Raw genomic sequence first — 26,984 nt, forward strand, 5'->3', positions numbered from 1 at the left:
CGGGGTGGCTCGACGGTTCGAGGGTGGTTCGTCGCCACAGCACGTGAACGGTTGCCCTCGCCGCCGGCCACCGGGTGTGCAGCATTCGAGGCGTGACGATGCGCGCGCTTGACGGATGCCCCGTGCGGCGATTGGCTGTCAACCGTGCGTCTTGCCGCGGAACCCGTCCCCATGTCGAGGGCTGACACGTTCCGGTCGCCGTGGTGGTACCACCCTGCGACCGGGATGCTGGCGGCCGGGTTCGCGCTCGCGATCGGGCTCGGAGCCCCGCTCGCGATTCCGATCGCCGTGCTGGTCTTCGCCGTGGCGAACGCCGTGTTGTCTTATGTGTATGGGGTGACGACCGGCGTACCGATCGGGCGTATCAGCACCGTGGCGAGGGTGCTGGTGACGGTTCTCGTGGCCGCCGCGATGCTCGGCATGTCCTACGGCGCGCGCGTCATCGTCACCAACAGCGGCGCTCAGTGGGTCGCCTGGGTCGCCGCCGTGGCGGTCGGTGTCGGCATCATGGCGTACGGGCGGCTCGACGACATGCTGATCGGAGAGGCGCTGGACGAGGCGGAAACCGATCGCCGTGGCGACCTGGAGGGGCACGCCGACACGGAGCATCCATCCTGAACGGGCGTGAGCCCGCGATCTCCGCGGCCGATGCTGCGGCGATCGAGGCCGTGCACGCCGGGCTGACGGATGCCGCGGCCCGGCTCGGCGCCGCGGGAGCGCGTAGCGAGGCGCTCGCCGAGTACGTGCCTGCCGGTCGTGTGCTGCTCGTTCCGCGTCCGGAGCGGCTGAGGCCGCTCGGCGCCGTCTGGCGCCTCGGTGTGCTCCTGCTCGGCGTGCCGGGCGCCGCCGCGGGCGAAGGGACCGGCCGTGGCACTGCGGCCGATGCGACGGGCGACGGATCCGGTCGTGCGGCAGGGTCGGATGCGTCAGCGCGGCAACCCCGTCTCTACGCGACCGGGTCCCTCACCCGTCCGGCCGAGCCGGGACGCCCGACCTTCATCGCGGCATCGGCCGAGCGACGCCGTCAGCTGCGGGTCGCCGCCTACCGCGGGCACTTCCGGCCAGGCGAGAGTGTGAACTTCGATGCGCGGCCCATCGCTCTCGATGCGAGCCTGGTCGGGGCATCCGGGCCGCTGACCGTTCGGGATGGCGTGACGTACGTGCGATGGAGCCCGTCGGATCCGACAGCCGTCACCCCGTTCGACCCCTACCTCGCGGAGCGCGTAGGGCTGCTCGCCGATCCGCCCGAGGGAGCCTGAGGCAGTCTCGGGACCAGAGTTGTGCACTCTCGCGCAGGCGGCAGGGAGCGCAGCGAAACCGGGGCTCAGTGCGCCGCGGGGGCGACCGAAGCGGCGATGTCCGTGCGGTACTGGCCGCCCTCGAGGGTGATGGATCCGATCGCGGTGTACGCGCGCTCGCGGGCCTCCTCGAAGGTGGATCCGAGCGCTACCACGCTGAGCACCCGGCCGCCCGTGGTGACGAGCGTCTCCGTCGACCAGCTGGAGGTGGCATCCGTCGACAGCGCCTTCACATCCGTCGCCGCGTGCAGCACCTGCACCTCGGGAACCGCGGATGCCGCGTCCAGCCCGAGCAACGGACGTCCGGTCACCGGCGCCACCGGGTATCCCTCGCTCGCGAGGACGACGGTGACGGCGACGTCCAGGGCGAACTCCGGACGTGGAACGCCGCCGAGCTCACCGGTCGCCGCCGCGTAGAGGAGCCCGGACAGCGGCGTGACGAGTCGCGGCAGCACGACCTGCGTCTCGGGGTCTCCGAAACGTGCGTTGAACTCGATGACGCGGGGGCCGGCATCCGTCACGATGAGGCCGCAGTAAAGGAGGCCGACGAACGGCGTCTGCTCGGCGGCCATGGCACGGATGGTCGGCAGGGCGATCGTGTCGATGACCTCGTCGACGAAGTTCTCGTCGAGCCAGGGGACGGGCGAGTACGCGCCCATGCCGCCCGTGTTCGGTCCCTCGTCGCCGTCCAGCAGACGCTTGTAGTCCTGGGCCGGCGACAGCGGGAGAACGTGCTCGCCGTCACTGAGCAGGAACAGCGACACCTCGCGGCCGTCGAGGAACTCCTCGACGAGAACCGTTCCGTGCTCCAGCCACTCCGTCGCGTGGGCGAGAGCGGCGTCGCGGTCGCTCGTGACGAGCACGCCCTTGCCTGCGGCCAAGCCGTTGGCCTTCACCACGTACGGTGCGCCGAAGCGGTCCAGCGTGCTTCTCGCCTCGTGGATGGTGGCGGCGACCTCTGCGCGGCCGGTCGGCACGCCAGCGGTCTCCATGATCCGCTTGGCGAACGCCTTCGAACCCTCGAGCTTCGCGGCCTCCCTGCCGGGGCCGAACACCGCGATCCCGCGCTGGCGGACCGCATCGCTCACACCCGCCACGAGTGGCGCCTCCGGACCGACCACGACGAGGTCGATGCTGTTCTTCTCCGCGTAGGAGGCCACGGCGACGCCGTCGTTCGGGTCGATCCCGACGGTCCGGACGTCCTCCGCAATGCCTGCGTTGCCGGGGGCCGCAGTGATGTCGTGGTCGGCATCCTCGGACAGCAGCGCGCGGATGATGGCGTGCTCACGCGCGCCGGAGCCCAGAACGAGAATCCTCACCTGCCCATGGTAGGGCGTGCCGGTCCTAGCCCCGCCCGGCAGAGACGGCCTGCGGCGCACCAGCCTCGCAACATGACGGTCCGCGCTCTCCCGCCGAGAACGTGCCGTTCTGGCATGTTCTCGGTCGGATGTCATGTCGGCTGCCTCGGGCACAATGGGGTCCATGGCGGAAGAGAAGGTCACCGGCCCGGCATCGTATTTCCCGTCGATCGAGAAGAAATACGGAAAGCCGATCGACTACTGGATGACGCAGCTCGAGTCTGTTGCCGACCGTAAGCACATGGAGCAGGTCGCCTACCTCAAGGACGAGTTCGGCCTTGGACACGGGCACGCCAATGCGCTGGTCGGCTGGTTCCGCCAGCACCGGGGGTAGCGCGCATTTCGCCTGCAACGCGCGGATCCCGCGGCCGTCAACGCGTGGGCTCGCGGCGGCCGCGCGGTGCCGCGTCGATGACCGCATCCAGAACTTCGGCGTCCGCGCGCCGACCCACTCTGCCGAGAGCGAGGATGGTGGCGCCGGTGCGCGGGAGCTGGCGTTGGGCGCTCTCCTTCGTGATGGCCGTGATCGTTGCGGGAGTCGGCGTTCTGCTCACGGTCGCTCCGACCGTCGGGCTGGCACGCGCCATCGGGATCAGTGCCGTGCTCCCTGCGCGCACCGCGGTCACGGCCGCAGCCTTGGCGCTTGGCGTCGTGCTGGCGCTCTGCTGCCTCGCGCGCGCCGGACGCCCGCTGCTGCCGATCGCGACGGCGTTGCTCGTCGTGGCAATCCTGAACGTCCCCGTCGTGGTGTTCCGTGGCTTCTCGGCCGAGGCGCCGCAGGCGGCGGGAGCCGGGCAGCTCCGGGTGCTGGAGTGGAACACGAACGGCGGCCTCGTCGAACCGTCCACCGTGGCGGCATTGGCGGCTCGGGAGCGGGCGGATGTCGTCGTGCTGCCTGACGCGGAGATCGCGTCGACGGCATCCGCCTACCGCGCCGCCTTCGATGCGAAGGGCGTCTCGTTCCGACTGTATGCCGGCACGTCGCCCGGCGCCCAGGTCGCCGTGTTCCTCTCGCCGAGCCTGGCTGCCGAGTATCCGCACGCCGTTCCCGGTCCGGATGCCGACACCACGATCATCCTGGAGCCGACCTCGTCCCGGCTGCCGACCATCCTCGCCCTGCACTCGCCGATTCCGACTCCGACCGGCATCGGGCACTGGAGGGATGACCTCGACTGGGTGACGGAACGCTGCGGGTCGGGATCCGTGCTGGTCGCCGGCGATTTCAACGCGAGCGTCGACGACTTCGGAGGTCCGGGGCTCGGCAGATGCCGGGACGCAGCGACGACGCGCGGAGCGGCATCCGTCGGCACCTGGCCGATGCGGGTTCCGGCCTTCCTCGGAATGCCGATCGATCACGTGATGCTCACCGACGGGGCGTCCGGCGTGCGATCGTTCAGCGTGCTGACGAGCGAGGATGCCTCCGGCGCCCGTCACCGCCCGACGCTGACGGTGATCGCGACCGGCTGATCGGCCGCATCGCCGTTGCCGACGGCAGACGACTCAGCACCGTCGGTGCACCCGGGCAGAATGGACGGATGGCCAGAGCACGCATCACCGAGGCGGACGGCATGTCGGCGGTGTCGGTCGCGCTGACGGACTCTGCCACGCGCGATGCGACCGCCACCGCCGTGCGGTACCTGTTGCAGGCGCTCGCCGACAAGGTGCCTGGCAACTCCGTGGAGGTGCGCGTGCCGCCGTTCGGCGCCGTGCAGTGCATCGAGGGCCCGCGGCACACGCGTGGCACTCCGCCCAACGTCATCGAGACGGATGCCGCCACCTGGCTCGCCCTCGCCACCGGCCGCACCACGTGGCCGGAGGCCGTAGCAGCCGGGGTGGTGCACGCCTCAGGCACGCGCGCCACACTCGAGCCCGTGCTGCCGGTGTACCGCCCGCGCTGAGACGTCGACGCTTCCCCTCGCAGGTCGGCCTCGCCGCGATGCGCGACAATGGATCCGTGCCCCACGACCCCCAGAACGATGCCGGCCGGACTCCGTTCGCCGGAGACGCCGCCGACGCCGCACCCGGCGTCGGCGGCGATGCCGCCCACGAGCAGCTGGTTCCCTCCGATCGAGACGGATCCGACCGGATCGGCGCGAGCGCTTCGGATGGCCAGGACGAGGCATCAGCAGGGGAGCCCATTCGCGAGGAGGCCGTCGTGGAGTCGGAGCAGCGAGTGCGCGTGCGACGCACACCGCGGTACGGCCGATTCATGATCCTGGGCGGTGCGATCTTCGCCGTCGCCGCCTTCATCGTCACGTACTCGCTGCCCCAGGGAACGGGTTACGACCGCAACACGGTCTTCGGATTCGTGCTGCTCGCCGCCGTCGCCGTCGGCGTCGGGCTGGGCGCCCTCGCCGCGATCATCGCCTCGGCCGCCACGAAACATACCGAGCGCACGGTCGTCGCGGACCACATCGACGTCCGCCAGACGGATACCGGCCAGACCGTCGATCTCCCCGATCTGGGCGAGCTTCCCGCCGAAGCCGACGACGAACCGACCGCGTCACGGGCCGTCGACGGTGACGGCCGCGATTCCGCAGGGGATGCGGGACCCGAGTCCCGCTGACGCCTCCGTCATCAGGCACGCTCTCCCTTCTTCTCGGCAGGGGAGTCCGGCGCCTTGATGCCGGCTTCTTCGAGGTTCATGGCCGCCTGGACGGCCGGATCCAACGGCTTCGCGGCAGTGAAGACGATCCGCACCTTCTCCGGCGTGATCACCTCCACCTCCCGCGTGTTCCAGCGCGTGTCGAGCGGCTCGCCGACGGCACCCGCATCCACAGCACGGCAGGCCTCCACGAGGGAGTCGATCTGATCCAGCACGCAGGCGAAGCTGAGGCTCACCGCCGGCACCGTCTCCGGCGTCGAGATCGCCGGGACCAGAAGGACGTCCTGGAACGCCCACCGACGCAGATGCACCAGCCGTCCCGGGATGCTGAACAACTCGAAGAAGCCGAGACCGCGAGTCCAGAAATCGACGGAGGCGGCCAGGTCGGCCGTCGGGATCGTCATGAAGGACGGCATCCCATAGATCCCGCGGAACAGTTCGGGTGCGACCGCATCCGGACCGGGAGCCGGGACCGGACTCATCTCAGAAGCGTTGTAGTAATCACTCATGCAGCCACGATTGACCTTCACGCAGCGTGAAGGTCAAATGCGGATCGCGCTGTATCCGGGAACCATCGCTCCCACCTTCCCCGTCGCTCCCCCACCCGCCGCTACGCGGCGCGCGGGGACCCCGCGCTCCGTGGGCCCAGTCGTCAGCGGTCGCGCTGCGCGCTCGACTGACTCCATTGGCGAGGTAGGGCACGTAAGCACGCTCTACCTCGCCTCAGCTGTCAGTACCAGCCGGTGGACTGCGAGTGGCCCCACGCGGCGCACGGCGAGCCGTACGAACCGTTGATGTAGCCGAGGCCCCAGGCGATCTGGGTGGAGGCGTCGGTCTGCCAGTTGGGGCCGGCGCTGGCCATCTTCGAGCCGGGAAGCGCCTGCGGGATGCCGTACGCACCGCTCGGGTTGCCGGCGGTGGTCGACCAGCCGGACTCGCGGTTCCACAGGCTCACCAGGCAGGAGAACTGGTCGTCGCCCCAGCCGTACGAGCCGGCGGCCATCGACTTGGCGATCGCCTGTGCGGATCCCGGCGACACGGCCACGGACGCGGTCGACGAGTACGAGGACGACGACGAGGTGGACGCGGCTGCTGCATCCGCCGCGGCCTTGGCCTGCGCTTCGGCTGCAGCCTTCGCGGCTGCTTCGGCTGCAGCCTTGGCGGCTGCTTCTGCTGCCGCCTTGTCGGCGGCGGCCTGCGCGATCTGGGCGCCGGCGTCGTAGCCGGCCGCCGTGGCCTTCGCGAGCACGACGGCAGAGTCGGCGGCGTTGGACAGCTTGGTCAGCACGGCGGGGTCTGACGAGTAGTTGTTCTCGAGCGCGGAGATCGCGGCCTTCAGCTGCGTGAGATCCGCTCGACCTTTCACCTGGTCGGCGGTGAGCTTGGCGGAGGCGAGCGACGTGAACGAGAGCTGGGCGGCGATGCCGTCGGCGGAGCTCGAGTGCGAGGCGGGGCTCGCATTAGCGGCCTGCACGGCGACCGGGGTGACGACTGCGGCGACCGCGAGAACGGCCGCGGCGGTGACGCGCAGCGGGCGGCGGTGGCGAAGAGCAGTGCTGGAGAGCGAGGAGAGGGAGTTGCGGATGCTGTCGGGGGCGATGCGGTTGAGGAAGGTCACGTTGTTCCGTTGCTCGGAGCTTCCCCGCGTGGTCGACCCCGTTTCGCGCGCACGCTCGCCGGGGCAACGGGATACGGCCGGCTGATGCGCCGGAAGGTCCCGTGCGGGCTGGACACCCGGATCCGCGGCCGTGGCGGCATCGATGCGGCGAGCGCACGGCAGAACGAAAGACACGTACCGGGCAAGCTCCGGTCGCACACCTTCGGGCGGCGGCGCACCCTCCGCGGTCTTCTACGGTTCGGGTGGTCGTCTGCTGGCGTATCCCTGGGTCCGACCTGGTCGGTGGGCCGTGGAGTTTCGGGTCGGGATGCCGCCCGCGTACGACCCGCGCAACGTTACGCAGGGGCTCTGGACAGCTCGTCCACAGGTCATCCGAGGTTCCTGGGAGCGGTTTTCCCGCGGAATCCCGCGGAATCGGACCCGTGAATCACGTTTATAACGATTTCGCAACTTGAGACGACTTTTCTCAGAATTCGTGTGCATGACAGCTTCGGAGGCCGGGTCGGGCCAGCAGTCTCGGAGACGTAACACGCTCAACGTCGCGGCGGCGTGTACGCCGCGACAAGCGCGACCACGGATTCAGTCGACTGCGGCGCGCCGGGCAGGGACCGGCGCAAATCAACTCAGCTGCGTCCGCTCCACCCATTCGAGGTATTCGGGCGTGACGGTTCCTGTGACGTAGTCGCCGGTGAAGCAGCTCATCTCGAGGTCGGTGACGAGGGACTGGCCTTCCAGGATGGCATCTTTCATGTCGGACACCTCCTGGTAGATGAGGCTGTCGGCGCCGAGCTCGAGGGCGATCTCGGGGATCTTGCGTCCGGCGGCGATGAGTTCCTGACGGCTCGGCATGTTGATGCCGTACACGTGCGGGAACCGCACGGGCGGTGCCGCCGAGGTGAAGGTGACCTTGTTCGCGCCGGCGGCGCGTGCCATGTCGACGATCTGCTTGGAGGTCGTGCCGCGCACGATCGAGTCGTCGACGATGAGCACGTTCTTGCCCTTGAACTCGCTGGACATGGCGTTGAGCTTCTGTCGCACGCTCTTCTTGCGTTCCGCCTGTCCCGGCATGATGAACGTTCGTCCCACGTAGCGGTTCTTGTAGAAGCCCTCGCGGTACTCGATGCCGAGTTTCTGGGCGACTTGAGACGCGGCCGGTCGGGACGAATCGGGGATGGGCATCACGACGTCGATGTCGCCGGTTGGCGCGTAGCGGGCGATGGTGTCGGCCAGCCGGTTCCCGAGCCGGAGGCGTGCCTCGTACACGGAGATGCCGTTCATCACGGAGTCGGGACGTGCGAGGTACACGTATTCGAACGAGCACGGCACCAGCACGGGGTTGCGTGCGCACTGCTGCGTGTACAGCTCGCCGGAGAGCGTGATGAACACTGCTTCGCCCGGCGCGACATCCCGCACCACCTCGTAGCCCAGCGCCTCGAGCACGACGGATTCCGATGCCACGATCCATTCGTCGCCGACGAGCCCGGCGGGCCTGCGGCCGAGGATGAGCGGACGGATGCCGAACGGGTCACGGAAGGCGAGCAGCCCCTGGCCCGCGATCATCGCGATGGCGGCGTAGGCGCCTTCGACGCGCTCGTGCACCTGCTCGACGGCCTTGAAGACCTGGTCCGGTTCGAAGGACAGCCCGCTGATCTGGCCCTGCAACTCGGTGGCGAGAACGTTGAGCAGGAGCTCGGTGTCGCTCGTGGAGTTCACGTGGCGGCGATCGATGTGAAACAGGTCGTCGGCGAGCTCACGGGTGTTCGTGAGGTTGCCGTTGTGCACGAGGATGATGCCGTACGGCGCGTTCACGTAGAACGGCTGGGCTTCCTGCTCATTGGCAGCGTCGCCCTTGGTCGTGTAGCGCGCGTGGCCCAAGCCCATGTTGCCCAGCAGTGACCGCATGTCGCGGGTGCGGAACGCCTCGCGCACCTGCCCGCGGGCCTTGTGGCTGTGGAACGTGCTGCCGTCGGCGGTCGCGATTCCGGTGGAGTCCTGTCCGCGGTGCTGCAGAAGGAGGAGGCTGTCGTAGACCAGTTGGTTGACCGCCTCGGTGGAGACGATGCCGACGATGCCGCACATGCTGGGAGTGTGCTCCTGAGAGTGGGGATGCGCCCGCGATCTCGGGCGGGTCAATTCTCGCACGGCGTCGCCTGGGCATCCGCTGGTCGACGGGGACGGATGCCGCGACTCGACGTCCACACGATCGCTTCTGAGCGGCTCCCCACAGCTGCGACGGAACGCCACGGTGGCCGGGCAGATCGTTCGTACCGTCAGTGGTGACGCTCCCACGACTCGAGCACCTGAGGGCTGCCCGCGACGGCCTCGATGATGGCTGCTGCCTCGACGGCAGATGCCTCGGCCACTCCCGTCGACGACGATCCGTTCGTTCCGTCGGCGAGGATCCGATCACTCGGCCGGCGACGACTCGATCACGTCGGCCGGGATCAGCGCTGCGAGACGTTCCGGATCCGCGAGCACCTGGATCTCCACGATGCGTCCGTCAACGACGGTGAACGCCATCACGGAGATCGGTCCGCGAGGGCCGACGATGGTGACGCCGGCGGCGCCGTTGATCCATGCGGGCCGGCGATAGGGCGAGAGCGAGGTGAACATCATCGCCTGGCCGGCGATGGCTCGCGGTCCCCTGAGCACGCTGGTGGCGGATGGCCGCAGCGTGCCGCCGTCGGCGCGGAGTACGACATCCGGATGCAGCAGCCGCAGCAGCGCGTCGAAATCGCCGTCGCGCGCCGCGGCGAAGAACGCATCCACCGCCGAGCGCTGCGCGGCACGATCCGGATCCGGCGTCGGAGCCGCGCTGACCTTCGCCCTCGCGCGGCTCGCGAGCTTGCGTGCCGCCGCGGGTGTGGTTCCGAGGACCTCGGCGATGTCGTCGAACGGCACGGCGAACGTGTCGTGCAGCACGAAGGCGAGGCGCTCATCCGGGGTCAGCTCCTGGAGAACGATCAGCATCGCGAGGCCGATGGTCTCGGCCGCCTCGGCTGCTGCCTCGGGGAGCGAGCGGGTGTCGGAGACGATCGCGGCATCCGGAATGCGCATGCCGTTGCCTGGCTCGAGCGCGTCGTCGAGCGAGGTCTCGCCATGCATGCGACGAGCGCGCAGCATCATGAGGCAGACGCGGCCGGCGACGGTGGTGAGCCACGCATCCAGGTTGCGCACGTCGGACACATCGGCTCGCGAGGCGCTCAGCCAGGTCTCCTGCAGGGCGTCGTCGGCGTCGGCGAACGAGCCGAGCATGCGGTAGGCAAGGGATCGCAGACGCGGACGAAGGGCCGTGAAGGTCGGTTCGAGCAGTGCTGCGTCGGTCACGGTGAACAATCTTGCCGCTCCGTGTCACATTCCACAGGGCCGGCGCATCGGCATGGTGAAGACATCGAATCGCGTCGGATCGGCAGCTTCTCGGCCACCCCGACGCACGACGAAAGGCACAGCATGACCTCGTCCACTCTCGGTTCGTCCGCCGCCGACTCGTTCGCCGACGGTTCGCCATCCGGTCTCGTGCTCGTCACCGGCGGCGCCGGCACCCTCGGCACGATGGTCGTCGATCGCCTGTGCGACCGCGGTCGCACAGTGCGGGTCGTGAGCCGGCGAGGCTCAGGTCCCCGCAACGACGTCGAGTACGTCGCGGGCGATCTCGAGACCGGGAGCGGAGTCGCGGATGCCGTCGCCGGCGTCGACACGATCATCCATTGCGCCGGATCGCAGAAGGGCGACGGCGAGAAGGCCCGCCAGTTGGTTGCGGCTGCGCGCGCGGCAGGCGTGCGCCACCTCGTGTACATCTCGGTGGCCGGTGCCGATCGCATCCCCGTGCGCTCCAAGACGGATCACGCCATGTTCGAGTACTTCGCGCAGAAGCGGGAGGGCGAGCTTGTGATCGAGAAGTCGGGCATCCCGTTCACGACGCTGCGCGCGACGCAGTTCTTCGAGCTGGTGCTGCCTGTGGCGGAATCCGTGGCGAAGCTGCCCGTCGTACCGCTTCCGAAGAAGATGCGCGTGCAGCCGATCGCGGCGGCGGAGGTCGCCGACCGACTCGTTGCGCTCGCCGAGGCTGCGCCGGCCGGATACGTGCCCGAGCTGGGCGGCCCGCGCGTGTACACCTCGCACGAACTGGTCCGCGAATACCTGAAGGCCGAGGGCCGCCACCGCCTGATGATGTCGGTCGGGCTTCCGGGCGGCGCAGCGAAGGCAGTGCTGCACGACGCCATCATCTCCAGGGGCGATGCGCGGGGAACGGCCACGTGGGAGGAGTTCCTGGCCCATCGCCAGGCGGCTGTCGTCGGTGCCTGAGCGCGCCCGCTTCTCTCGTTGCTAGACGGCTGCCACCTCTGCGTCGCTCGCGGCGGTCGGATCCGACGAATCGGCATTCGTCGCGGAGTCATCCGCAAGCGCCTCCGGCTCCGCGCGCCAGCACCGCGCAGTCACGCCGACCAGGTTCCACGCGTTGATCGACACGAGGAGCGCCAGGAGGGCGGAGACCTCGTTCTCCGAGTAGACCGCCAGCGCGTCGGCGACCACCTCGTCGGGCACGCGAGTCTCGGAGGCGCGGGTGACGGCATCCGTGAACGCGAAGGCTGCACGCTCACGTGCGGTGAAGAAGTGGGCCTCCTGCCACACGGCGACTGCGGAGATGCGCTGGAAGGATTCGCCGACGTCGCGCGCGTCGCGGGAGTGCATGTCGACGCAGTACGAGCATCCGTTCAGCTGCGAGGCACGCAGCTTCACGAGATTCCGCAGGCCGACGGGGATGCCGACGGCGTCGAGCTCCACGGCCGCCGCGTGGTCGAGGTGCGCCATTGCGCGGGAGAACTTGGGGACGAGGGCGTCGAAGTCGAAGCGGATGTCGGGAAGGACGATGGAATCGCTGCTCATGCGGTCAACGATACTCGGGAGTGGCACCTTGCTAGAGTCCATTGTCATGGCAGATGGTTGGGCCAATCTGGGGAGGGATCTGCACCTCGTTGTGGATCCGCGGCGCAAGACCGACTCGCTCGAGGCCGCGCTGAGGGACATGATCCGGGAAGGGCGGCTCGTGCGCGGCGCTCGCCTGCCGGCATCCCGTGGCCTGGCGCAGGATCTGGGCATCGCACGCAACAGCGTCGCCGAGGTCTACGAGCGCCTGGTCGCCGAGGGATGGCTCGAGTCCCGCGTCGGCGCAGGCACGTGGGTGGCCTCGACGGCGCGGATCGCTGATGGCGCGTCTCCCTCGCCCGGCGCCTCAACCGCCGGCCGGGCACGGGACGAGCGTGGCTCGCGAGCGCATGGCCACGGCGGACGAGGGGGCGGGGGCGGCAGAGCGGCGGATCGGCGCGGTGACCCAGAATCCGCGGACCGGATCGGATCCGTCGGCTTCGCGCCTGAGCCGGCGTTCGACCTCCGCGCCGGGATCCCCGACACCACTCTCTTCCCGCGCGAGGCGTGGACGGCGGCGCTGCGCCGCGCGCTCCAGGCGGCGCCCGCCTCGGAGCTGGGGTACGGGCATCCGCACGGTCTGCCGGAGCTCCGCGAGGCGCTGACCTCCTATCTCGGCCGTGCGAGAGGCGTTGTGGTCGAGCCGTCCACCGTTCATGTCACGCACGGTGCCGGCCACGCCATGCGGCTGATCGCCATGGCCCTCGTCGCGCGTGGAGCCCGCCGGATCGCCGTCGAGGAGTACGGCCACGAACTGCATCGCGACATCCTCGCCGCCTCCGGCCTCGAGGTGGTTCCACTGCCGGTGGACGATTCAGGGGCCGTCGTCGACGAGCTCGGCAGTCGAGCGGGAGGTCGCGACAAAGACCGCGGCGGAGGCCGCGTCGACGCCGTGCTGCTCACGCCCGCACACCAGTTCCCGACCGGTGTCGCGCTCAGCCCGTCGCGTCGTGCAGCGGTGGCGGCCTGGGCGGAGCGGACCGGCGCGCTGATCATCGAGGACGACTACGACGGCGAGTTCCGTTTCGACCGCCGCGCCGTCGGCGCCCTGCAGTCCCTGGCTCCCGACCACGTGGTCTTCGTCGGCACGGCGAGCAAGGCGCTCGGACCCAGCGTCGGGCTCGGCTGGTGCGTTCTGCCCGGCGACCTCGTCACAGCGGTGGCCGCCCGGCGCCGGCTCGACGGCGCGAAGACCGGCGGGCTGACGCAGCTCGCGCTCGCCGAGTTCCTCGAGCGCGGCGACTACGACCGAAGCGTCCGCAGCGCCCGAACGCGCTATCGGGCTCGACGTGAGCAGGTGGAGCGCCTCGTCGCCGAGCGGATGCCATCAGCCAGCGTCACCGGCATGGCCGCCGGCCTGCACTTCCTGCTCGAGCTGTCGCCAGGCATCCGGGAGGAGGACGTCAGCCGGAGAGCGGATGCCGTCGGCCTCGCCTTCGACGGACTCCACACGTTTCGCGCGTCAGGGGCGGCTCGTGCGGCACGTGCCGCAGGACTCGCGCCACGGCATCCTGCGATGGTGGTCGGGTTCGGCGCGCCTCCACCGCACAGGTTCGACGAGACACTCGAGCTGGCGCTCACGGCCATCGATCGCGCGCGAGAAGGTGCGGAGGACGCGTCGAACTCCCGTAGGTAGCCCGACTGCGTCGCTCACCGGCTCCATCGATTCGGCACGTGAGCCCGCTCCCGCTGCTCTCGCATCAGTCGCCGATAGGCTCTTACCCGTGACCGAGAACTCCACCAGCACCTACCGCGAGGCCGGCGTCGACACCGCAGCCGGCGACCTCGCGGTCGAGCTCATGAAGTCGGCCGTGGCCAAGACGCACGGACCGGAGGTGCTCGGCGGCGTCGGCGGATTCGCGGGGCTCTTCGACGCATCCGCTCTCCGCGGTTACCGACGCCCGCTGCTGGCCACGTCGACCGACGGTGTCGGCACCAAGGTCGCCATCGCCCAGGCGCTCGACAAGCACGACACCATCGGCCAGGACCTCGTGGGCATGGTCGTCGACGACATCGTCGTGGTGGGTGCGCGGCCGCTGTTCATGACGGACTACATCGCGTGCGGGAAGGTCGTGCCCGAGCGCATCGCCGACATCGTGCGCGGCATAGCGGCCGCCTGCTCGGAGACCCGCACGGCATTGGTCGGCGGCGAGACCGCAGAGCACCCCGGCCTGCTCGGACCCGACGACTACGACGTGGCAGGTGCCGCGACCGGCGTCGTGGAAGCGGATGCCGTGCTCGGCCCCGAGAAGGTGCGGAACGGCGACGTCGTGCTCGCCCTTGGCAGCTCCGGCCTGCACTCCAACGGATACTCGCTCGTGCGCCACATCCTCGCGAAGCGGAACATCGCATTCACCGATCGGCTCGACGAGTTCGGCGGCGTCGTCGGCGAGACCCTGCTCGAGCCGACGCGGCTCTACACCGCGCCGCTGCTTCGCGTGCTCGCGTCGCCGAGCGGAGCATCCGTCCACGCGCTTTCGCATGTCACGGGCGGCGGCATCGCGGCGAACCTTGCGCGCGTGCTGCCGCGCGGATCCTGGGCGGACATCGACCGGTCCACCTGGTCGCCGTCGCCCGTGTTCCGGGTGCTCAGCGACCTCGCGGGCACGTCGCTGGAGAGTGCGGAGGGCACGTGGAACCTCGGTGTCGGCTTCTTCGCCGTCGTCGAGGCGGATGCTGCGGCATCCGTCATCTCGACGCTCGCCGTCGACGGCATCCCGGCGTGGCAGGTGGGCACCGTGTCGACGGCCGAGCGCGACCTCACCGACTACGAGCAGGGCGCGAAGGGCGTGGACGGCGGCGCCGTCCGCCTCGTCGGAGCGTTCGGAAGCTGACATCGGCCTCGCGCGATCAGCGCGTGTGGCCGCCCCGTACCACGCGCCGAGACGGCTGACGTCGGTTCGATGCGAGCACGCATGTGTTCACAATTCAGGATGGTCTCCGCGACTTCGGCGCGTTGCTCACCGGATCCCGCGATTGCTCGGTAGATCGGCTTCGCAGCAGTCCATCCGTTCCTGAATTGTGAACGGGCCCATCGTCTGCCGACCGCGCCCTGTGCGGATGACGTCAACCGACGGGGTGCAGCCAGGCGACCGGCCGGTCAGAAGTTCAGGCGGACGCCGCCAGCGCGTCGATCCGCTCCCGAGCCGCCGACAGCTCTGCCTCGAACCGCTCGCGCTCACCCGCCAGCCCCGGCAGGGTGCGCGACAGGCTGCGGCTCACCGCCACGGTCTCGATGTGCATGCCGAGGGCGTCTCCGAGGATGAGGTCGATCGGCGGCACGGTGTGGTCGCGTCCCTCGTTCTCCGTGCCTTCGTCGTAGATGCCGCCGCGCACGGTCACGATCACCGCGAGCCGATCCTTCAACGGTTGAACGGGATCGGCTCCGAAGGGAGCCAGCACGCCGGGCACGTGCACGTGGTCGATCCACGTCTTCAGCGTCGACGGCACCGAGTAGTTGTACATCGGCGCGCCGATCACGAGCACGTCGGCGGCGAGAAGCTCGGCGATGACGGCATCCTGCTCGGCCTGCTCGTCGGGCAGCGCGGGGGCGTCGGCGGCACGCAACGACGGCGCCCAGTGCAGCGACTCGTGGGCCAGATGCGGCACCGGATCCGCGACCAGGTCGTGCACGACGACCGTGCGGTCGGATCCGGCGGACGCCCACGCCCTGGCGAACCGCGCCGTCAGCTCGCGCGAGACGGAGGTCACGGGATCGATCGAGGAGTCCAGTTGCAGCAGCGTCGGCACGCGTTCCACCGTACTGGGTCCAGTCGCCTCGTCCGGCGGTGTGAAGTGCCCTGCAGCGGTCTGTCGCATCCGGCGCGCCCGGGGTGATCTGCTCGCGTCGGGATCGTCGCGCTTCGCCCGCTCGAATGGCAGGCTGGGAGCAGTCGTCGTGGAGGGGGCCACAATGTCGCTGAATCGGTCCGAGCTGGAACAGACCCGGCTGGAGTTGCGTCAGAACCTGAAGCTCAGCGGATGGAGCGAGCAACGCCTCGCCGACGCCCTGGGCTTCGACACCGAGCGTTTGCACGAGGCGCTGACCATCGCGGAACCCGATCCGGCGGATGTCTGGCTCGTTCGCGACGCGCTCGATGCGGCGGTGCGCGCATCCGGCCGCGATCCGGAGCCCTACTCCCGGCTCACCGAGGAGTCTCGGGCGAACGCGGAGCGCTGGTTCGGGATCCGGCCGGCGGCGGAGGTCTCCGCGCTGATCGAGGCAGCGAGCGGAGGCGACCGGTAGCGATCGGGCGACCGCGCCCAGGATGCTGTGCCGCGCTTGACTGTCCTCTTCGCGTGCATGCGACGATGGCCGGGTGACCGACGACAAGCGCTCCCTGGACTTCGACACCCTGATCGCCGAGGGCGAGGCGGTCCCCACCGAGGGCTGGGACTTCTCCTGGTTCGACGGGCGGGCAACCGAGGAACGACCGAGCTGGGGATACGCGCGCGTCGCATCCGCTCGGGCGAGCCGGGTGGCCAGCGTGCTCGACGTGCAGACCGGCGGCGGTGAGGTGTTCGCGGAGATCCTTCGCGGAGCGGATCCGACCCCCGGTGTCGTCGCGGCGACGGAGGGGTGGTCGCCGAACGTGCCTCTGGCCAGAGCAGCGCTCGCGCCGTTCGCCGGGACGGTGACCGCGTCGGAGGAGGATGCGGCGCTGCCGTTCGCGGACGCGAGCTTCGCGCTCGTGCTGAGCAGGCATCCGGTCGTCACGGATTTCGTCGAGACGAACCGGGTACTTGTACCCGGTGGGACCTACCTCTCACAGCAGATCGGCGAGCGGTCGAACAGTGAGCTGTACGAGTTCTTGATGGGACAGCAGCCGCGCGACGGGGTGGCCAGACTCGACCGGCTCCGGGGCGCGGCGGAGTCGGCAGGGCTGGAGGTGCTCGACCTGCGCGAGGAGCGCACGCGCATCGAGTTCTCCGACGTCGCGGCGGTCGTCTACTTCTTGCGGAAGGTGGTCTGGACCGTGCCGGACTTCACGGTCGAGCGCTATCGCGACCGGCTTCGCGAGGTGGACGCGATCATCCGCCGTGACGGTGCGTTCGTGTCGCACAGCGCACGGATTCTGCTGGAGGCGCGGAAACCCGCGGCATAGACACCCGCAATCTGCGATCGCTCCGCACTCCGCACCCCGCATTCAGGGGATCCCGTCCGGCGCGAGGTCGTTCTTATGATGACCCCGAGACTGACGGCGAGGGAGGCGTCATGATCACGGGGGACGAGGGCACTGCAGTGCAGAAGGGCACTGCTGCGCCCGCTCACGACGGCGACACCCCGCCCGCGCCGAAGAACATCGTCATCTGCCTGGACGGCACGAACAACCTGCTCGACAGCCATCCGACGAACGCGGCGAAGATCTTCATGATGCTCGACCTCGACCATCCGCAGCAGCAGCTCGCCTACTACGATCCGGGCGTCGGCACGCTGCCGGCCTCCGGAGCGTTCGGCAGGATCGGCAAGGCGCTGTCGCAGCTCGGCGGACTGGCGTTCGGCTTCGGTATGAAGACCAACGTCGCGCAGGCGTACTCGTGGCTGATGGACCGCTACCGCCCAGGCGACCGGGTCTACATCTTCGGGTTCAGCCGTGGTGCGTTCACCGCTCGGGCGCTGGCGGGAATGCTCGCACGGCCCGGGATGCTCCGTGCCGGCTCCGACAACCTCGTCGAGTACGCGGTGAAGGAGTACGTCAAACCCGTTCGCACCCAGAAGGCCAGGGCCGAACGCGCGGCCGAGGCGAAGGAATTCGCGGATGCCCTGTGCTGGGGAACGCAGGGCCAGCCCGTCGCCGCTCCTCCCGGCAGCGCGCCCGACGAGTTCCTGTCCGCCCTGGGTGCGAGAGACATCCACGCCGTCCCGATCGAGTATCTCGGCATCTGGGACACCGTCGAGGCGTGGTTCGGCGGAATCGGTGCCCTTGACTGGGCGGAGACCTACAACCTGTCCAACGTGAAGAAGCTCAGGCACGCGGTCGCCATCGACGAGTGGCGTCTGCAGTTCCGCTACTCACCGGTGAAGCCGAATCCGAGGTTCGAGGAGGTGTGGTTCGCCGGCGTGCACTGCGATGTCGGCGGCACGTTCGAGAACAACGACCTGGCGCGCATCGCCCTGAAGTGGGTGTTCGAGGGCGCAGGCCGGGATTTCCTGCTCCGCGACGGAGCATGGGATGCCCAGTACCGCAAGTTCTGCAGCGTTGTGCAGGGGCTGGCGGATGGCGCGAACCGCGTGAACAAGGATCCGTGGGCCTACCACCTCCTCGGCACCATCCGTCGTCGGATCCCGGACGACGCCATGGTGCACGCTTCCGTGCGGATGCGGCGGGACGCGGATCCGTCGTACCGCCTGAACCGCACGGATCCCGACGCGCCGATCCGCTGGGCGGACGAGGACTGGACCGTGTTCATCGCGCCGTCGGGCCATGAGGTGACAAATGTCACGGCCGTGAGGTGACCGGCGACCGAGGCACGGGCATCCGCTGAACGCTTCGATGGGAAGCGTGAACACGACACCAGCCATCGAGGCCCCGGTCATCCAGCTGACGGGCCTGCGCAAGACCTTCGGGTCGATCACGGCGGTCGACGGCATCGACCTGATGATCCAGTCCGGGGAGGTGGTCGCCCTGCTCGGCCCGAACGGCGCCGGCAAGTCGACGACCATCGACCTCGCCCTGGGATTCGCCACGCCCACCGCCGGCACCGCGACGCTGTTCGGCGGGAATCCGCGATCCGCCATCGACGAAGGCCGCGTCGGCGCCATGCTCCAGGGCGGCGCGCTGCTCCCCGACCTCACCGTGAGACAGGCCGTCTCGCTCATCGCTGCCGCCCACAGGCATCCGCTCCCGGTGCAGGAAGCGCTCGAACGCGCCAGGGTCGCGGACATCGCCAAGCAGAAGGTGCGCAAGCTCTCCGGCGGACAGCTGCAGCGTGCGCGGTTCGCGGTGGCGATCGTCTCGAACCCCGACCTCATCTTCCTCGACGAGCCGACGGCCGCCATGGACGTCGAGGCGCGGCGCACGTTCTGGCAGTCGATGCGCGAGTTCACCGACGCCGGCCGCACGGTCGTCTTCGCCACGCACTACCTCGACGAGGCGGACGCCTACGCAGACCGCATCGTCATGCTGGCCGGCGGCAGGGTGGTCGCCGACGGCGCCCCCGCCGAGGTCAAGGCGGTGGTGGCCGGGCGGCGCATCCGCGCGACCTTCGACTTCGCCTGGACGGCGGATGTCGCTGCCGAGCTGTACGAGCTGCCGGGCGTGCGTACGGTCGACCGGCGAGGGGACGTGCTCACCATCGTGAGCGACGACCCCGACGCGGCCCTCCGCACCCTTCTCTCGAACCATGACGACGTGCACGACATCGAGGTGACGGCCCACTCGATGGACGACGCGTTCCTCGCCCTGACGCAGTCGGCCGAGTTCGACTCGAATCTGCCCAGTTCCACCGCGCTGATCGGAGACCGCTCATGAGCATCACGTACCTGGGACTGGAGTCCCTTCGCCAGCTGAGGAACGTCGCCTCCCTGGTCTTCACCTTCCTCCTCCCGATCGGCATGCTCCTGCTGTTCGGCAGCATCTACGGATCCGGCGGCGCGGTCGACCACGTCACAGGACTTCCCTGGATCGTCGTCACGACGGTGCAGATGGCCGGCTACGGCGGCATGATGGCCGCCCTCGGTCAGGCGTTCTCGATCGTCGCCGAACGGTCCGTCGGCTGGAACCGCCAGCTCCGGCTCACCCGCCTGAGCGGCATGGGATACCTCATCTCCAAGGTCACCGCAGCGCTCGTCGTGGCGCTGGCCAGCATCCTCGTCATCATCACGATCTCCGTGCTGGTCTTCCACCCGGCGCTGAGCTTCGCCGGCTGGGCGATGGCGGCGCTGGGACTCTGGTTCGGCGTCATCCCGTTCGCGTTCATCGCCGTGCTGATCGGACAGTTCGCGAAGCTGCAGTTCGCGCAGCCGCTGTTCATGGTCATCTTCTTCGGGCTGGCCATTCTGGGCGGTCTGTGGGTCCCGCTCTCGGTGCTGCCCACCTGGATGACGAACATCTCCCAGTTCGTGCCGTCGTACTGGCTCAACCGGCTGGGGCAGATGGGCGCACACCTCTCGGGCGACATCCTCGCCCCCGTGCTGGTGCTCGTCGCCTGGACACTGGTGCTCGGAGCGCTCGTCGTCTGGCGCTACCGCCGCGACGCGGCGCGCCAGTGAGTGCCGCGCTCGAGACCGCCATGACTCCGAACCCCGAGCCGGCTCGCTCCGAACGGCACGTCCCCGAATCCCGGGATGTGCCGTTCGGCGCGCGCGATTTCGGGGTGCACGGTCCCAGAGATCCGGAGGCCGTGGCGCCTACGCTGAACTCCGTGACCGCCAAGCGCGCAGCCGACGCCGACGACGCATCCGCAAGCGGTGGATCCAGCCAGCGCGGATCCGCTCCGGCGGATCACCCGCGTCCACCGTTCAGCCCCGCAGACCTCGCACGAGCGTCGGGCACAGGGTGGTGGACGCAGGCCAAGGCGCGGCTGACGCATCGGGGCGCCAGACGCTGGTACTGGGGATCCATCTGGGGGCTCATCTACCTGATCATCCCGATCGTGCTCATCTGGAGCGCCAGCCCGCCGATCGTCGCCGGCGTCCTGATGACGGCGCTCATCGCCCTGATCGCCGCGATGTATGTCGTGATCCCACCGCTCATCTGGGGCAGGCCGTGGCCGGTCGCCGCCGCGGCGTACGCCGTGTTCGTCGCCATCACCTGCCTCGGCATCCCGATGATCGGCGAGAACGTCATCTGGCTGTGGATCTTCGTGCCCGTCATGTCCGCGATGAGCTGGCAGCCGCGAGCGTTCACCCTGTCGATCATCCTGATCGTCGTCATCGCCCAGCTGGTGGTGATCGGGTCCACCGGAACGTTCGCCGACTACTGGTACTCGGCAGCGCTGACCGCATCCATCGGCATCATGATGTTCGCGTTCGCCCAGCAGATCCAGGCCGTGCAACGGCTTCGGGACGCCCAGGGCGAGATCGCGAGACTGGCGATCGTCGACGAGCGCGAGCGTTTCGCCCGCGACATGCACGACGTGCTCGGACACTCGCTCACCGTGGTGACGGTGAAGAGCGAACTGGCCAGGCGCCTCGTGTCGCGGGATCCGGAACGCGCGGAAGCGGAGCTCGCCGACATCGAGAGACTCTCACGTGCTGCGCTGGCGGATCTGCGGGCATCCGTCGCCGGATACCGCGCGATGACGCTCGAGACGGAACTGTCTGCCGCGCACGCCGCTCTCGTGGCCGCTGACATCGTGCCGCACCTGCCGACCTCGACCGATGTCGTCGCGCCAGAGCTGCGCGAGACGTTCGCGTGGGTGCTGCGCGAGTCCATCACGAACGTCGTGCGGCACGCGCGCGCGAAGAACTGCTGGGTCGCGCTGGAAAAGAGGGCCATCATCATCGGAGACGACGGGGTCGGGATGCCGCTGGTCGCCGCCCAGTCCCATCAGAGCACTGCGGGCGGCAACGGCGTGGACAGCATGCGTGAGCGCGCCGCACGGGTGGGCGCTGAGCTCAGCGTCGAGCCGGGCGAAGACGGCGGGACAGTGGTGGCCGTCCGCGCCGCGTCCGGCCGGGGCGGATCCTCGACGGGACCCGTGCGGCAGGCAGGGGGTGCGTCGTGACCGAGAGCATCCGGCTCCTGCTGGCCGACGACCAGGCACTGGTGCGCGGCGCGCTCGCTGCGCTTCTCGAGCTCGAGTCCGACCTGACGGTCGTCGCCCAGGTCGGTCGCGGCGACGAGGTGCTGGATGCCGCCCGCGAGACGAACGCGCAGGTCGCGCTCCTCGACGTGGAGATGCCGGGACTCGACGGACTCGCCGTCGCCGAGCAGCTGCACCGGCAGCTCCCGGCCTGCCGGTCGCTCATCGTGACCACGTTCGGACGGCCAGGATACCTGCGCCGCGCCATGGAGGCCGGCGCGAGCGGATTCGTCGTCAAGGACACCCCGGCCACGCAGCTCGCCGACGCGGTGCGGAGGGTCGCTCAGGGACTGCGGGTGGTGGATCCGGCGCTCGCTGCCGAGTCGCTGGCATCCGGCGTCTCTCCGCTCACGCAGCGCGAGACCGAGGTGCTGCGGGTCGCGGCCAGGGGCGGCACGGTGAACGAGATCGCCCGCGAGTTGCACCTCTCCCAGGGCACGGTGCGCAACCACCTGTCGGCGGCCATCGGCAAGACAGGTGCGCGCAACCGAGCGGATGCCGCGGCGCAGGCCGCCGCGAACGGCTGGCTCTGACCGTCCCGGCACGATCCGCCCACGGTCGTCTTCGAGAGAGACGGGCACGTCCCGCGCTCCGCTGTCCTTTGGTGTCGCCTCACGGAGGTGGAGGCGACGCAACGGGACAGCGGAGGGTGGCGAGTGGTGCTCGTCCGACTTCGGAGCGCACGACGGGACAGCGGAGGCGTTGCGCGGGGCGCGTCCGTCCTGCATAGACTCGCGGGATGCGCTGGACCCTGCGCCCGAGCACGCTCGACGACGTGGACTGGATCGCCGAGTTGCGGGCTGTTGTGCTTCGGGATGACCTCACGCGGCTCGGTCGCTACGACGAGGTGCGTGTGCGTCAGCGCCTCCGCGACGCGTTCCATCCGGAGCTCACCACGGTCATCGTGGTGGACGCTGAGCCGGTGGGATCTATCACCGTGCGTCCGGATGCGGACGGCATCTGGATCGAGCACTTCTACCTCGACCCCGCCGTGCAAGGACGGGGCATCGGCACGGCGGTGCTGGCATCCGTGTTGTCTGAGGAGTCCGCGGAGACGGCCACTGGGCCCGCCGGGCCGCACCGCCTCAACGTGCTGCAGGGCAGCGCGGCGCGTCGCCTCTACGAGCGGTTCGGATTCACGGTCGACACCGAAGACGCCGTCGACGTCTTCATGTCACGACGCGTCCCGCTCGCCACGCCGCACCGTCGGTTGAATCTGTCGAAACCGGCTCGCTCCTGACAACGCAAAACGCGCATCCGGAAAGGATGCGCGTTGCGGTATGCACGCGGATCAGCCCGCCGAGCGCTCCCGGTGGTCGTAGTCGTCGGCCTGGTAGCCCTCGGGCTCGTAGTCTGCCCACGCCGCGTACCGATCATCGTCGTGCGCGTGACCGGTGAGTTCTTCCTCGAGCTTGTTGTAGTCCACAGTCGGGCTGTAAGACTTCAGCTCACGGGCGATTTTCGTGTGCTTCGCCTTCTGACGGCCGCGCCCCATGCGAGACCCCCTCACGATGACAGGCCCGGGGCGTTAACGCTCACTCGGGACTTTGGATGGGAAATAAAAACTAGCGGCCAGTTTAGCATGAGGGCTCTCGTCGGCCTGGGCTCCCGTCCAGCAGTGCATGATGGGATATACCGTGTCAAAAGTCCCCGCCCGCCCCCAGGTGGTGATCATCGGCGCCGGTCAAGCCGGCCTCGCTGTCGCCTACTACCTCCGGCGTTTTCAGCTCGAGCCCGACGTCGATTTCGTCGTGCTCGACCGGGGACCGGGAACTGGCGGTGCGTGGCAGTTCAGGTGGGATGCGCTGCGTCTGGGCAGCGCCCACAAGGTCAACGACCTCCCCGGCATGGACGAGCTCGGCCTCAGCTTCGAGAACGCGGATCGCACGCTGCCGGCGAAGGACATCGTGTCCGGGTACTACAGGCGTTACGAGGATCATTTCGACCTCAAGGTGCATCGTCCGATCGTGGTCTCCGACGTGCGGAACAGCCGCGCCGACCTCGTCGTCCATCACTCCGAGGGTGCGACGGCGACCCAGATCCTGGTCAACGCGACGGGCACGTGGGGCTCGCCCTTCGTGCCGTACTATCCGGGTGCGACTACATTCCGTGGACGGCATGTGCACACCAACGGCTACGTGACGGCGGAGGAGTTCCGCGGCCAGAACGTCGTCGTGGTGGGCGGCGGAACGAGCGCCGTCGGCTTCCTGCTCGAGCTGGAGCACATCGCCGGAAGCGTGTCGTGGGCATCCCGGCGTCCGATCGACTACAGCACCGATCACGTTCGCACCATCGAGGGCGGCATCGCCGCCGTACGCGACGCGGATGCCGCCGCTCGCGCAGGCAAGGCCCTCCCGAGCGTCGTCAGTGCCACCGGTGTTCCGCTCACGCGCAAGGTCGCGGCGGGCATCTCGCGTGGAGTGCTGAAGGAGCGAGCGATGTTCGCGTCCATCGAGCCGGACGGCGTGCGCTGGCGCGACGGATCCTTCACCCCGGCGGATGTCATCATCTGGGCCACCGGATTCCGTCCCGAACTCCGCCACCTGGCGCCGCTCAAGCTCCGCGAGAAGGAGGGCGGTGTGTCCGTCGAGTCCGGGCAGGTGTGGACGGATCCGCGCGTCTTCCTTGCCGGATACGGCCCCTTCGCGTCCACCGTGGGTGCGAATCGATCCGGCCGCATCATCGCCCGCCAGATCATGGCGATGCTCTGAGCTTTCGGCCGACCCCGCGACTCCTGTCCCGTGTCGTGACCGAGGTCGGGCCGGACGCAGGCGCGGGAGACACGGCAGCAGCGGTCGACGTGATGAGCTTCCTGGATGATTTCTGCATGTCTTCACTGTGGTCGCCGAGCTGAATGGCCGTCGTCGGGCACGGGGAGACGTCCGGGAGACGCGGATGACGCGCGCATCGTTCGCACGCCGCATCCGGACGCCGCACCAGACCCGGCCGCGTGCGCAGAAAACGGTCGTGATCGAAGCACAGGGCGCGTGTCCGTACACTCGGCCGAGTTGTGGCGTGGCGTCACGCCCCGACGCGGGGCGAGTGTGCCTGGTGCAGGGATGCGCTTCGGCGCCGCACGCACGCGAGGTCGGGCGTGCGCAGGGGCAGCGGCGGGTGGCGCGAGGAGTGCGTAGGGGGCGCCAGGAGTGCGTGGACCGCTACCGCGCGCGTCGTCACACGGCGAAGTTCGGTCGATCGTCGCCGCTCAGCGGCGCCCGGCGTGCGACCGCGGCTTCGTCGTGTCCGGCGGAGTCGACGGGCCGTCGCCGCTCGTCGTGTCCGCCCCGGGTGGGGCGACCTTGCGGGAGGTGTCCGTGACGGATGTCGATCCCTCTTGAGCGGATGCGCCACGTCGTCCGCGGCCCGCGGCATTCGGCACGGCGGGCGCCAGTGGACGACGCGGGATGGCTCGGATCGGCTCGCCGCGGCGGTCCTGTCCGGGCAGCGGTCGCGAACGTCGTCCGTAGATCAGCTCGGACGAGTCGAGCAGCCACGGCACCAGCGCGATCGTCACACCGTGGATGAGCATGAGCTGCTTCGAGATGCGGCGGGCGCGGTGGTTGTGCAGGATCGCCTCCCACCAGTGTCCGACGATGTACTGCGGCAGGTACACCGTGGTGACCTCGGATCCGTGCTCCTCGCGGCGGTGCTTGATGTACTTCGCGAGCGGCACGCCGAAGTCGCGGTACGGCGACTCGATGATCGTCAGCGGCACGTGGATGTTCATGTCGTGCCACTGCTGCTGCAGGGCATCGGTCGACTCTTCCTCGACCGAGATGTGCACGGCCTCGATGGACTGGTGTCGAGCGGCGATCGCGTAGTCCAGCGCCTTGAGCACGGGCTTCTGCATCTTGCCGACGAGCACGATCGCGTGGTCGCCGCTTGCGCCGAACGTGGTGGTCGGGTCGACCTCGACCTCCTTGGCCACGTCACGGTAGTAGCGGTTCACGCCCATCATGAGCAGGAACAGGATCGGCATCATGATGAACACGAGCCACGCACCGTGCGTGAACTTCGTGATCGTCACGACGACGAGAACGCTGAAGGTGAGCAGCGCGCCGAACGCGTTGATCGACATGCTGCGGATGATCGTGCCGCGATCCTTAGCCTGGCGCCTGGCATCCGTGTCGCGCAGCATCCCGATCCAGTGCTTCACCATGCCCGACTGGCCGAGCGTGAACGAGACGAACACGCCGATGATGTACAGCTGGATCAGATTCGTGAGGTTCGCCTCGTAGATGATCAGCAGGATGATCGCGGCCAGCGCCAGCGCGATCACGCCGTTCGAGAAGACCAGACGGTCACCGCGGGTGGAGAGGGCCTTCGGCGCGTACGAGTCGCGGGCAAGTACGGAGCCGAGCAGCGGGAATCCGTTGAACGCCGTGTTGGCCGCCAACAGCAGCACGACGGCTGTCGCGGCCTGCACGATGAAGAAGGGTATGGAGTTGTTGCCGAACGTCGCGGATGCCAGCTGCGCGACCAGCGAGCGCTGCGGCTCCGTCCCACACTGCTTCCATCCGATCAAGTCGCACGGATTCTCCGCGTAATGCACCCCGCTGATGAGCGAGACGGCCATCAGGCCGGCAAACAGGAAAATGGCGATTCCGCCCATGAGGAGCAGCGTGGTGCGCGCGTTGCGGATCTTCGGGGTGCGGAACGCCGGCACTCCGTTGGCCACGGCTTCGACGCCGGTCAGGGCGGAGCATCCGCTCGAGAATGCGCGCAACAGCAGGAGCACCATGGCGGCCTGGGCGAGGCCCTCGGCCCTGACCTGGTACTGAGCGGATTCGGCGACCGGAGCGAAGCCGAGCGCCGTGCGGATGAGCGCGGTGACGACCATCACGCCGATCGACCCGATGAAGACATAGGTGGGGATGGCGAACGCCTTGCTCGCCTCGCGCACGCCCCGCAGGTTCATGCCGGCGATGAGGATGACGAAGGCGACGGCCAGCTCGACGCGGAATCCGCTCAGCCAGGGCAGTGCGGAGATGATGTTGTCCACACCGCTGGCGACCGAGACGGCGACCGTCATCACGTAGTCGACGAGCAGAGCGGATGCCACGATCAGCCCGGCCTTCTCGCCGAGGTTCTTGTGCGCCACCTCGTAATCTCCGCCGCCGGACGGGTACGCCTTGACCAGTTGCCGGTACGAGGTGACCACCGTGAGCATCAGCACGACGACGGCGAGGGCGATCCAGGGGGAGAACGCCAGGAAGGCGGTGCCGCCGACGAGCAGCACCATCATGAGCTCCTGCGGAGCGTAGGCCACGGAGGACAGCGCGTCGCTGGCGAAGATCGGCAGTGCGAGGTGCTTGGGGAGGAGTTGTCCCTCGAGTTTCTCGCTGGGTAGGGGTTCCCCGATCAGCCACCGTTTTGCAGAGCGACCATCGAGCCCGGGGACCTTCCCCTCATTTGTCACGAGGGACGACACT

The 26,984-nt window shown here is 69.1% G+C and carries 27 protein-coding genes; 18 read left to right on the top strand and 9 right to left on the bottom strand.

The features are described from left to right. Positions 1-171 precede the first annotated feature (171 nt). Entirely contained in the window at positions 172-618 is a 447-nt protein-coding gene (locus ACX9R5_RS05015; RefSeq protein WP_459407898.1) for a hypothetical protein, read from the top strand. A gap of 50 nt (positions 619-668) precedes the next feature. Continuing rightward, positions 669-1,259: a hypothetical protein gene (locus ACX9R5_RS05020; protein WP_459407899.1), complete on the top strand. Its 591-nt coding sequence runs from the start codon at positions 669-671 to the stop codon at positions 1,257-1,259. A 65-nt stretch (positions 1,260-1,324) separates the two neighbouring features. On the opposite strand, the gene purD is transcribed toward ACX9R5_RS05020, so the two are convergent. Further along, positions 1,325-2,617 carry a phosphoribosylamine--glycine ligase gene (gene purD / locus ACX9R5_RS05025; RefSeq protein WP_459407900.1) on the bottom strand — a complete coding sequence of 431 codons (1,293 nt, stop codon included), beginning with the start codon at positions 2,615-2,617 and terminating at the stop codon, positions 1,325-1,327. A 163-nt stretch (positions 2,618-2,780) separates the two neighbouring features. Between purD and ACX9R5_RS05030 the strand changes: the two genes are divergently transcribed. The 4 genes from ACX9R5_RS05030 (at position 2,781) to ACX9R5_RS05045 (ending at position 5,222) form a co-directional block, all read left to right on the top strand. Then, complete coding sequence (locus ACX9R5_RS05030) at positions 2,781-2,990, top strand: DUF4287 domain-containing protein (RefSeq protein ID WP_459407901.1); 210 nt, start codon at positions 2,781-2,783, stop codon at positions 2,988-2,990. A gap of 146 nt (positions 2,991-3,136) precedes the next feature. Next, complete coding sequence (locus ACX9R5_RS05035; protein WP_459407902.1) at positions 3,137-4,123, top strand: endonuclease/exonuclease/phosphatase family protein; 987 nt, start codon at positions 3,137-3,139, stop codon at positions 4,121-4,123. A gap of 68 nt (positions 4,124-4,191) precedes the next feature. Continuing rightward, positions 4,192-4,554, top strand: a complete 363-nt coding sequence (locus tag ACX9R5_RS05040; protein WP_459407903.1) for a sterol carrier family protein — start codon at positions 4,192-4,194, stop codon at positions 4,552-4,554. A gap of 56 nt (positions 4,555-4,610) precedes the next feature. Beyond that, a complete protein-coding gene (locus ACX9R5_RS05045) occupies positions 4,611-5,222 on the top strand; it encodes a hypothetical protein (protein WP_459407904.1) in 612 nt (203 codons plus the stop codon). A gap of 11 nt (positions 5,223-5,233) precedes the next feature. Here the strand turns inward: ACX9R5_RS05045 and ACX9R5_RS05050 are convergent, their stop codons facing one another. The 4 genes from ACX9R5_RS05050 to ACX9R5_RS05065 all read right to left on the bottom strand — a co-directional run bounded on the left by ACX9R5_RS05050 (position 5,234) and on the right by ACX9R5_RS05065 (position 10,206). Further along, positions 5,234-5,770 carry a VOC family protein gene (locus tag ACX9R5_RS05050; protein WP_459407905.1) on the bottom strand — a complete coding sequence of 179 codons (537 nt, stop codon included), beginning with the start codon at positions 5,768-5,770 and terminating at the stop codon, positions 5,234-5,236. Positions 5,771-5,991: 221 nt separating this feature from the next. Continuing rightward, positions 5,992-6,879, bottom strand: coding sequence for an aggregation-promoting factor C-terminal-like domain-containing protein (locus ACX9R5_RS05055; RefSeq protein WP_459407906.1), 888 nt, complete (start codon positions 6,877-6,879; stop codon positions 5,992-5,994). A gap of 618 nt (positions 6,880-7,497) precedes the next feature. After that, positions 7,498-8,958, bottom strand: a complete 1,461-nt coding sequence (purF, locus tag ACX9R5_RS05060; protein ID WP_459407907.1) for an amidophosphoribosyltransferase — start codon at positions 8,956-8,958, stop codon at positions 7,498-7,500. Between the two features lie 327 nt (positions 8,959-9,285). Further along, positions 9,286-10,206: a sigma-70 family RNA polymerase sigma factor gene (locus ACX9R5_RS05065; protein WP_459407908.1), complete on the bottom strand. Its 921-nt coding sequence runs from the start codon at positions 10,204-10,206 to the stop codon at positions 9,286-9,288. A gap of 123 nt (positions 10,207-10,329) precedes the next feature. Between ACX9R5_RS05065 and ACX9R5_RS05070 the strand changes: the two genes are divergently transcribed. Continuing rightward, positions 10,330-11,184 (top strand): SDR family oxidoreductase, encoded by an 855-nt coding sequence (locus tag ACX9R5_RS05070; protein ID WP_459407909.1) that lies wholly within the window; start codon positions 10,330-10,332, stop codon positions 11,182-11,184. A gap of 21 nt (positions 11,185-11,205) precedes the next feature. Here the strand turns inward: ACX9R5_RS05070 and ACX9R5_RS05075 are convergent, their stop codons facing one another. Continuing rightward, entirely contained in the window at positions 11,206-11,766 is a 561-nt protein-coding gene (locus tag ACX9R5_RS05075) for a carboxymuconolactone decarboxylase family protein (RefSeq protein ID WP_459407910.1), read from the bottom strand. Between the two features lie 46 nt (positions 11,767-11,812). Between ACX9R5_RS05075 and pdxR the strand changes: the two genes are divergently transcribed. Next, a complete protein-coding gene (gene pdxR, locus ACX9R5_RS05080; RefSeq protein WP_459407911.1) occupies positions 11,813-13,441 on the top strand; it encodes a MocR-like pyridoxine biosynthesis transcription factor PdxR in 1,629 nt (542 codons plus the stop codon). An 88-nt stretch (positions 13,442-13,529) separates the two neighbouring features. After that, a complete protein-coding gene (gene purM / locus ACX9R5_RS05085) occupies positions 13,530-14,639 on the top strand; it encodes a phosphoribosylformylglycinamidine cyclo-ligase (protein WP_459407912.1) in 1,110 nt (369 codons plus the stop codon). 274 nt (positions 14,640-14,913) lie between these two features. Here purM and ACX9R5_RS05090 read toward each other — a convergent pair whose 3' ends face one another. After that, on the bottom strand, positions 14,914-15,555 hold the full coding sequence (locus tag ACX9R5_RS05090) for an FMN-dependent NADH-azoreductase (RefSeq protein ID WP_459407913.1): 642 nt from the start codon (positions 15,553-15,555) through the stop codon (positions 14,914-14,916). A gap of 163 nt (positions 15,556-15,718) precedes the next feature. On the opposite strand from ACX9R5_RS05090, the gene ACX9R5_RS05095 reads away from it, so the two are divergent. From ACX9R5_RS05095 to ACX9R5_RS05130, 8 genes are all read left to right on the top strand, one after another. Beyond that, complete coding sequence (locus ACX9R5_RS05095) at positions 15,719-16,051, top strand: DUF2316 family protein (protein ID WP_459407914.1); 333 nt, start codon at positions 15,719-15,721, stop codon at positions 16,049-16,051. A 73-nt stretch (positions 16,052-16,124) separates the two neighbouring features. Then, positions 16,125-16,910 carry a class I SAM-dependent methyltransferase gene (locus ACX9R5_RS05100; RefSeq protein ID WP_459407915.1) on the top strand — a complete coding sequence of 262 codons (786 nt, stop codon included), beginning with the start codon at positions 16,125-16,127 and terminating at the stop codon, positions 16,908-16,910. A gap of 110 nt (positions 16,911-17,020) precedes the next feature. Continuing rightward, positions 17,021-18,262: a phospholipase effector Tle1 domain-containing protein gene (locus ACX9R5_RS05105; RefSeq protein ID WP_459407916.1), complete on the top strand. Its 1,242-nt coding sequence runs from the start codon at positions 17,021-17,023 to the stop codon at positions 18,260-18,262. 37 nt (positions 18,263-18,299) lie between these two features. Beyond that, on the top strand, positions 18,300-19,277 hold the full coding sequence (locus ACX9R5_RS05110; protein ID WP_459407917.1) for an ABC transporter ATP-binding protein: 978 nt from the start codon (positions 18,300-18,302) through the stop codon (positions 19,275-19,277). Next, positions 19,274-20,017 (top strand): ABC transporter permease, encoded by a 744-nt coding sequence (locus ACX9R5_RS05115; RefSeq protein ID WP_459407918.1) that lies wholly within the window; start codon positions 19,274-19,276, stop codon positions 20,015-20,017. Before ACX9R5_RS05110 ends, ACX9R5_RS05115 begins: the two co-directional genes overlap by 4 nt. Before the next feature lie 152 nt (positions 20,018-20,169). After that, a complete protein-coding gene (locus tag ACX9R5_RS05120; protein WP_459407919.1) occupies positions 20,170-21,474 on the top strand; it encodes a sensor histidine kinase in 1,305 nt (434 codons plus the stop codon). Then, positions 21,471-22,085 (top strand): response regulator, encoded by a 615-nt coding sequence (locus ACX9R5_RS05125; protein WP_459407920.1) that lies wholly within the window; start codon positions 21,471-21,473, stop codon positions 22,083-22,085. The genes ACX9R5_RS05120 and ACX9R5_RS05125 overlap by 4 nt, the downstream gene beginning before the upstream one ends. Before the next feature lie 206 nt (positions 22,086-22,291). Next, positions 22,292-22,792: a GNAT family N-acetyltransferase gene (locus tag ACX9R5_RS05130; RefSeq protein ID WP_459407921.1), complete on the top strand. Its 501-nt coding sequence runs from the start codon at positions 22,292-22,294 to the stop codon at positions 22,790-22,792. Between the two features lie 51 nt (positions 22,793-22,843). Here ACX9R5_RS05130 and ACX9R5_RS05135 read toward each other — a convergent pair whose 3' ends face one another. Further along, complete coding sequence (locus ACX9R5_RS05135; RefSeq protein ID WP_459407922.1) at positions 22,844-23,047, bottom strand: DUF3073 domain-containing protein; 204 nt, start codon at positions 23,045-23,047, stop codon at positions 22,844-22,846. A 142-nt stretch (positions 23,048-23,189) separates the two neighbouring features. Here ACX9R5_RS05135 and ACX9R5_RS05140 point away from each other — a divergent pair, with 142 nt between their 5' ends. After that, on the top strand, positions 23,190-24,263 hold the full coding sequence (locus ACX9R5_RS05140; protein ID WP_459407923.1) for an NAD(P)-binding domain-containing protein: 1,074 nt from the start codon (positions 23,190-23,192) through the stop codon (positions 24,261-24,263). Between the two features lie 494 nt (positions 24,264-24,757). On the opposite strand, the gene ACX9R5_RS05145 is transcribed toward ACX9R5_RS05140, so the two are convergent. Beyond that, positions 24,758-26,971, bottom strand: coding sequence for an APC family permease (locus ACX9R5_RS05145; RefSeq protein WP_459407924.1), 2,214 nt, complete (start codon positions 26,969-26,971; stop codon positions 24,758-24,760). Positions 26,972-26,984 lie beyond the last annotated feature (13 nt).

It is taken from the genome of Rathayibacter sp. CAU 1779 (genome assembly GCF_054551755.1).

What these genes read in the sequence shown, in the direction of transcription:
- ACX9R5_RS05050 (WP_459407905.1), bottom strand. Translation starts at nt 5,770, where the DNA reads ATGAGTGATTACTACAACGCTTCTGAGATGAGTCCGGTCCCGGCTCCC.
- ACX9R5_RS05110 (WP_459407917.1), top strand. Translation starts at nt 18,300, where the DNA reads ATGGGAAGCGTGAACACGACACCAGCCATCGAGGCCCCGGTCATCCAG.
- ACX9R5_RS05070 (WP_459407909.1), top strand. Translation starts at nt 10,330, where the DNA reads ATGACCTCGTCCACTCTCGGTTCGTCCGCCGCCGACTCGTTCGCCGAC.
- ACX9R5_RS05135 (WP_459407922.1), bottom strand. Translation starts at nt 23,047, where the DNA reads ATGGGGCGCGGCCGTCAGAAGGCGAAGCACACGAAAATCGCCCGTGAG.
- ACX9R5_RS05015 (WP_459407898.1), top strand. Translation starts at nt 172, where the DNA reads ATGTCGAGGGCTGACACGTTCCGGTCGCCGTGGTGGTACCACCCTGCG.
- ACX9R5_RS05130 (WP_459407921.1), top strand. Translation starts at nt 22,292, where the DNA reads ATGCGCTGGACCCTGCGCCCGAGCACGCTCGACGACGTGGACTGGATC.
- purF (WP_459407907.1), bottom strand. Translation starts at nt 8,958, where the DNA reads ATGTGCGGCATCGTCGGCATCGTCTCCACCGAGGCGGTCAACCAACTG.
- ACX9R5_RS05030 (WP_459407901.1), top strand. Translation starts at nt 2,781, where the DNA reads ATGGCGGAAGAGAAGGTCACCGGCCCGGCATCGTATTTCCCGTCGATC.
- ACX9R5_RS05040 (WP_459407903.1), top strand. Translation starts at nt 4,192, where the DNA reads ATGGCCAGAGCACGCATCACCGAGGCGGACGGCATGTCGGCGGTGTCG.
- ACX9R5_RS05105 (WP_459407916.1), top strand. Translation starts at nt 17,021, where the DNA reads ATGATCACGGGGGACGAGGGCACTGCAGTGCAGAAGGGCACTGCTGCG.
- ACX9R5_RS05075 (WP_459407910.1), bottom strand. Translation starts at nt 11,766, where the DNA reads ATGAGCAGCGATTCCATCGTCCTTCCCGACATCCGCTTCGACTTCGAC.
- ACX9R5_RS05095 (WP_459407914.1), top strand. Translation starts at nt 15,719, where the DNA reads ATGTCGCTGAATCGGTCCGAGCTGGAACAGACCCGGCTGGAGTTGCGT.
- ACX9R5_RS05115 (WP_459407918.1), top strand. Translation starts at nt 19,274, where the DNA reads ATGAGCATCACGTACCTGGGACTGGAGTCCCTTCGCCAGCTGAGGAAC.
- pdxR (WP_459407911.1), top strand. Translation starts at nt 11,813, where the DNA reads ATGGCAGATGGTTGGGCCAATCTGGGGAGGGATCTGCACCTCGTTGTG.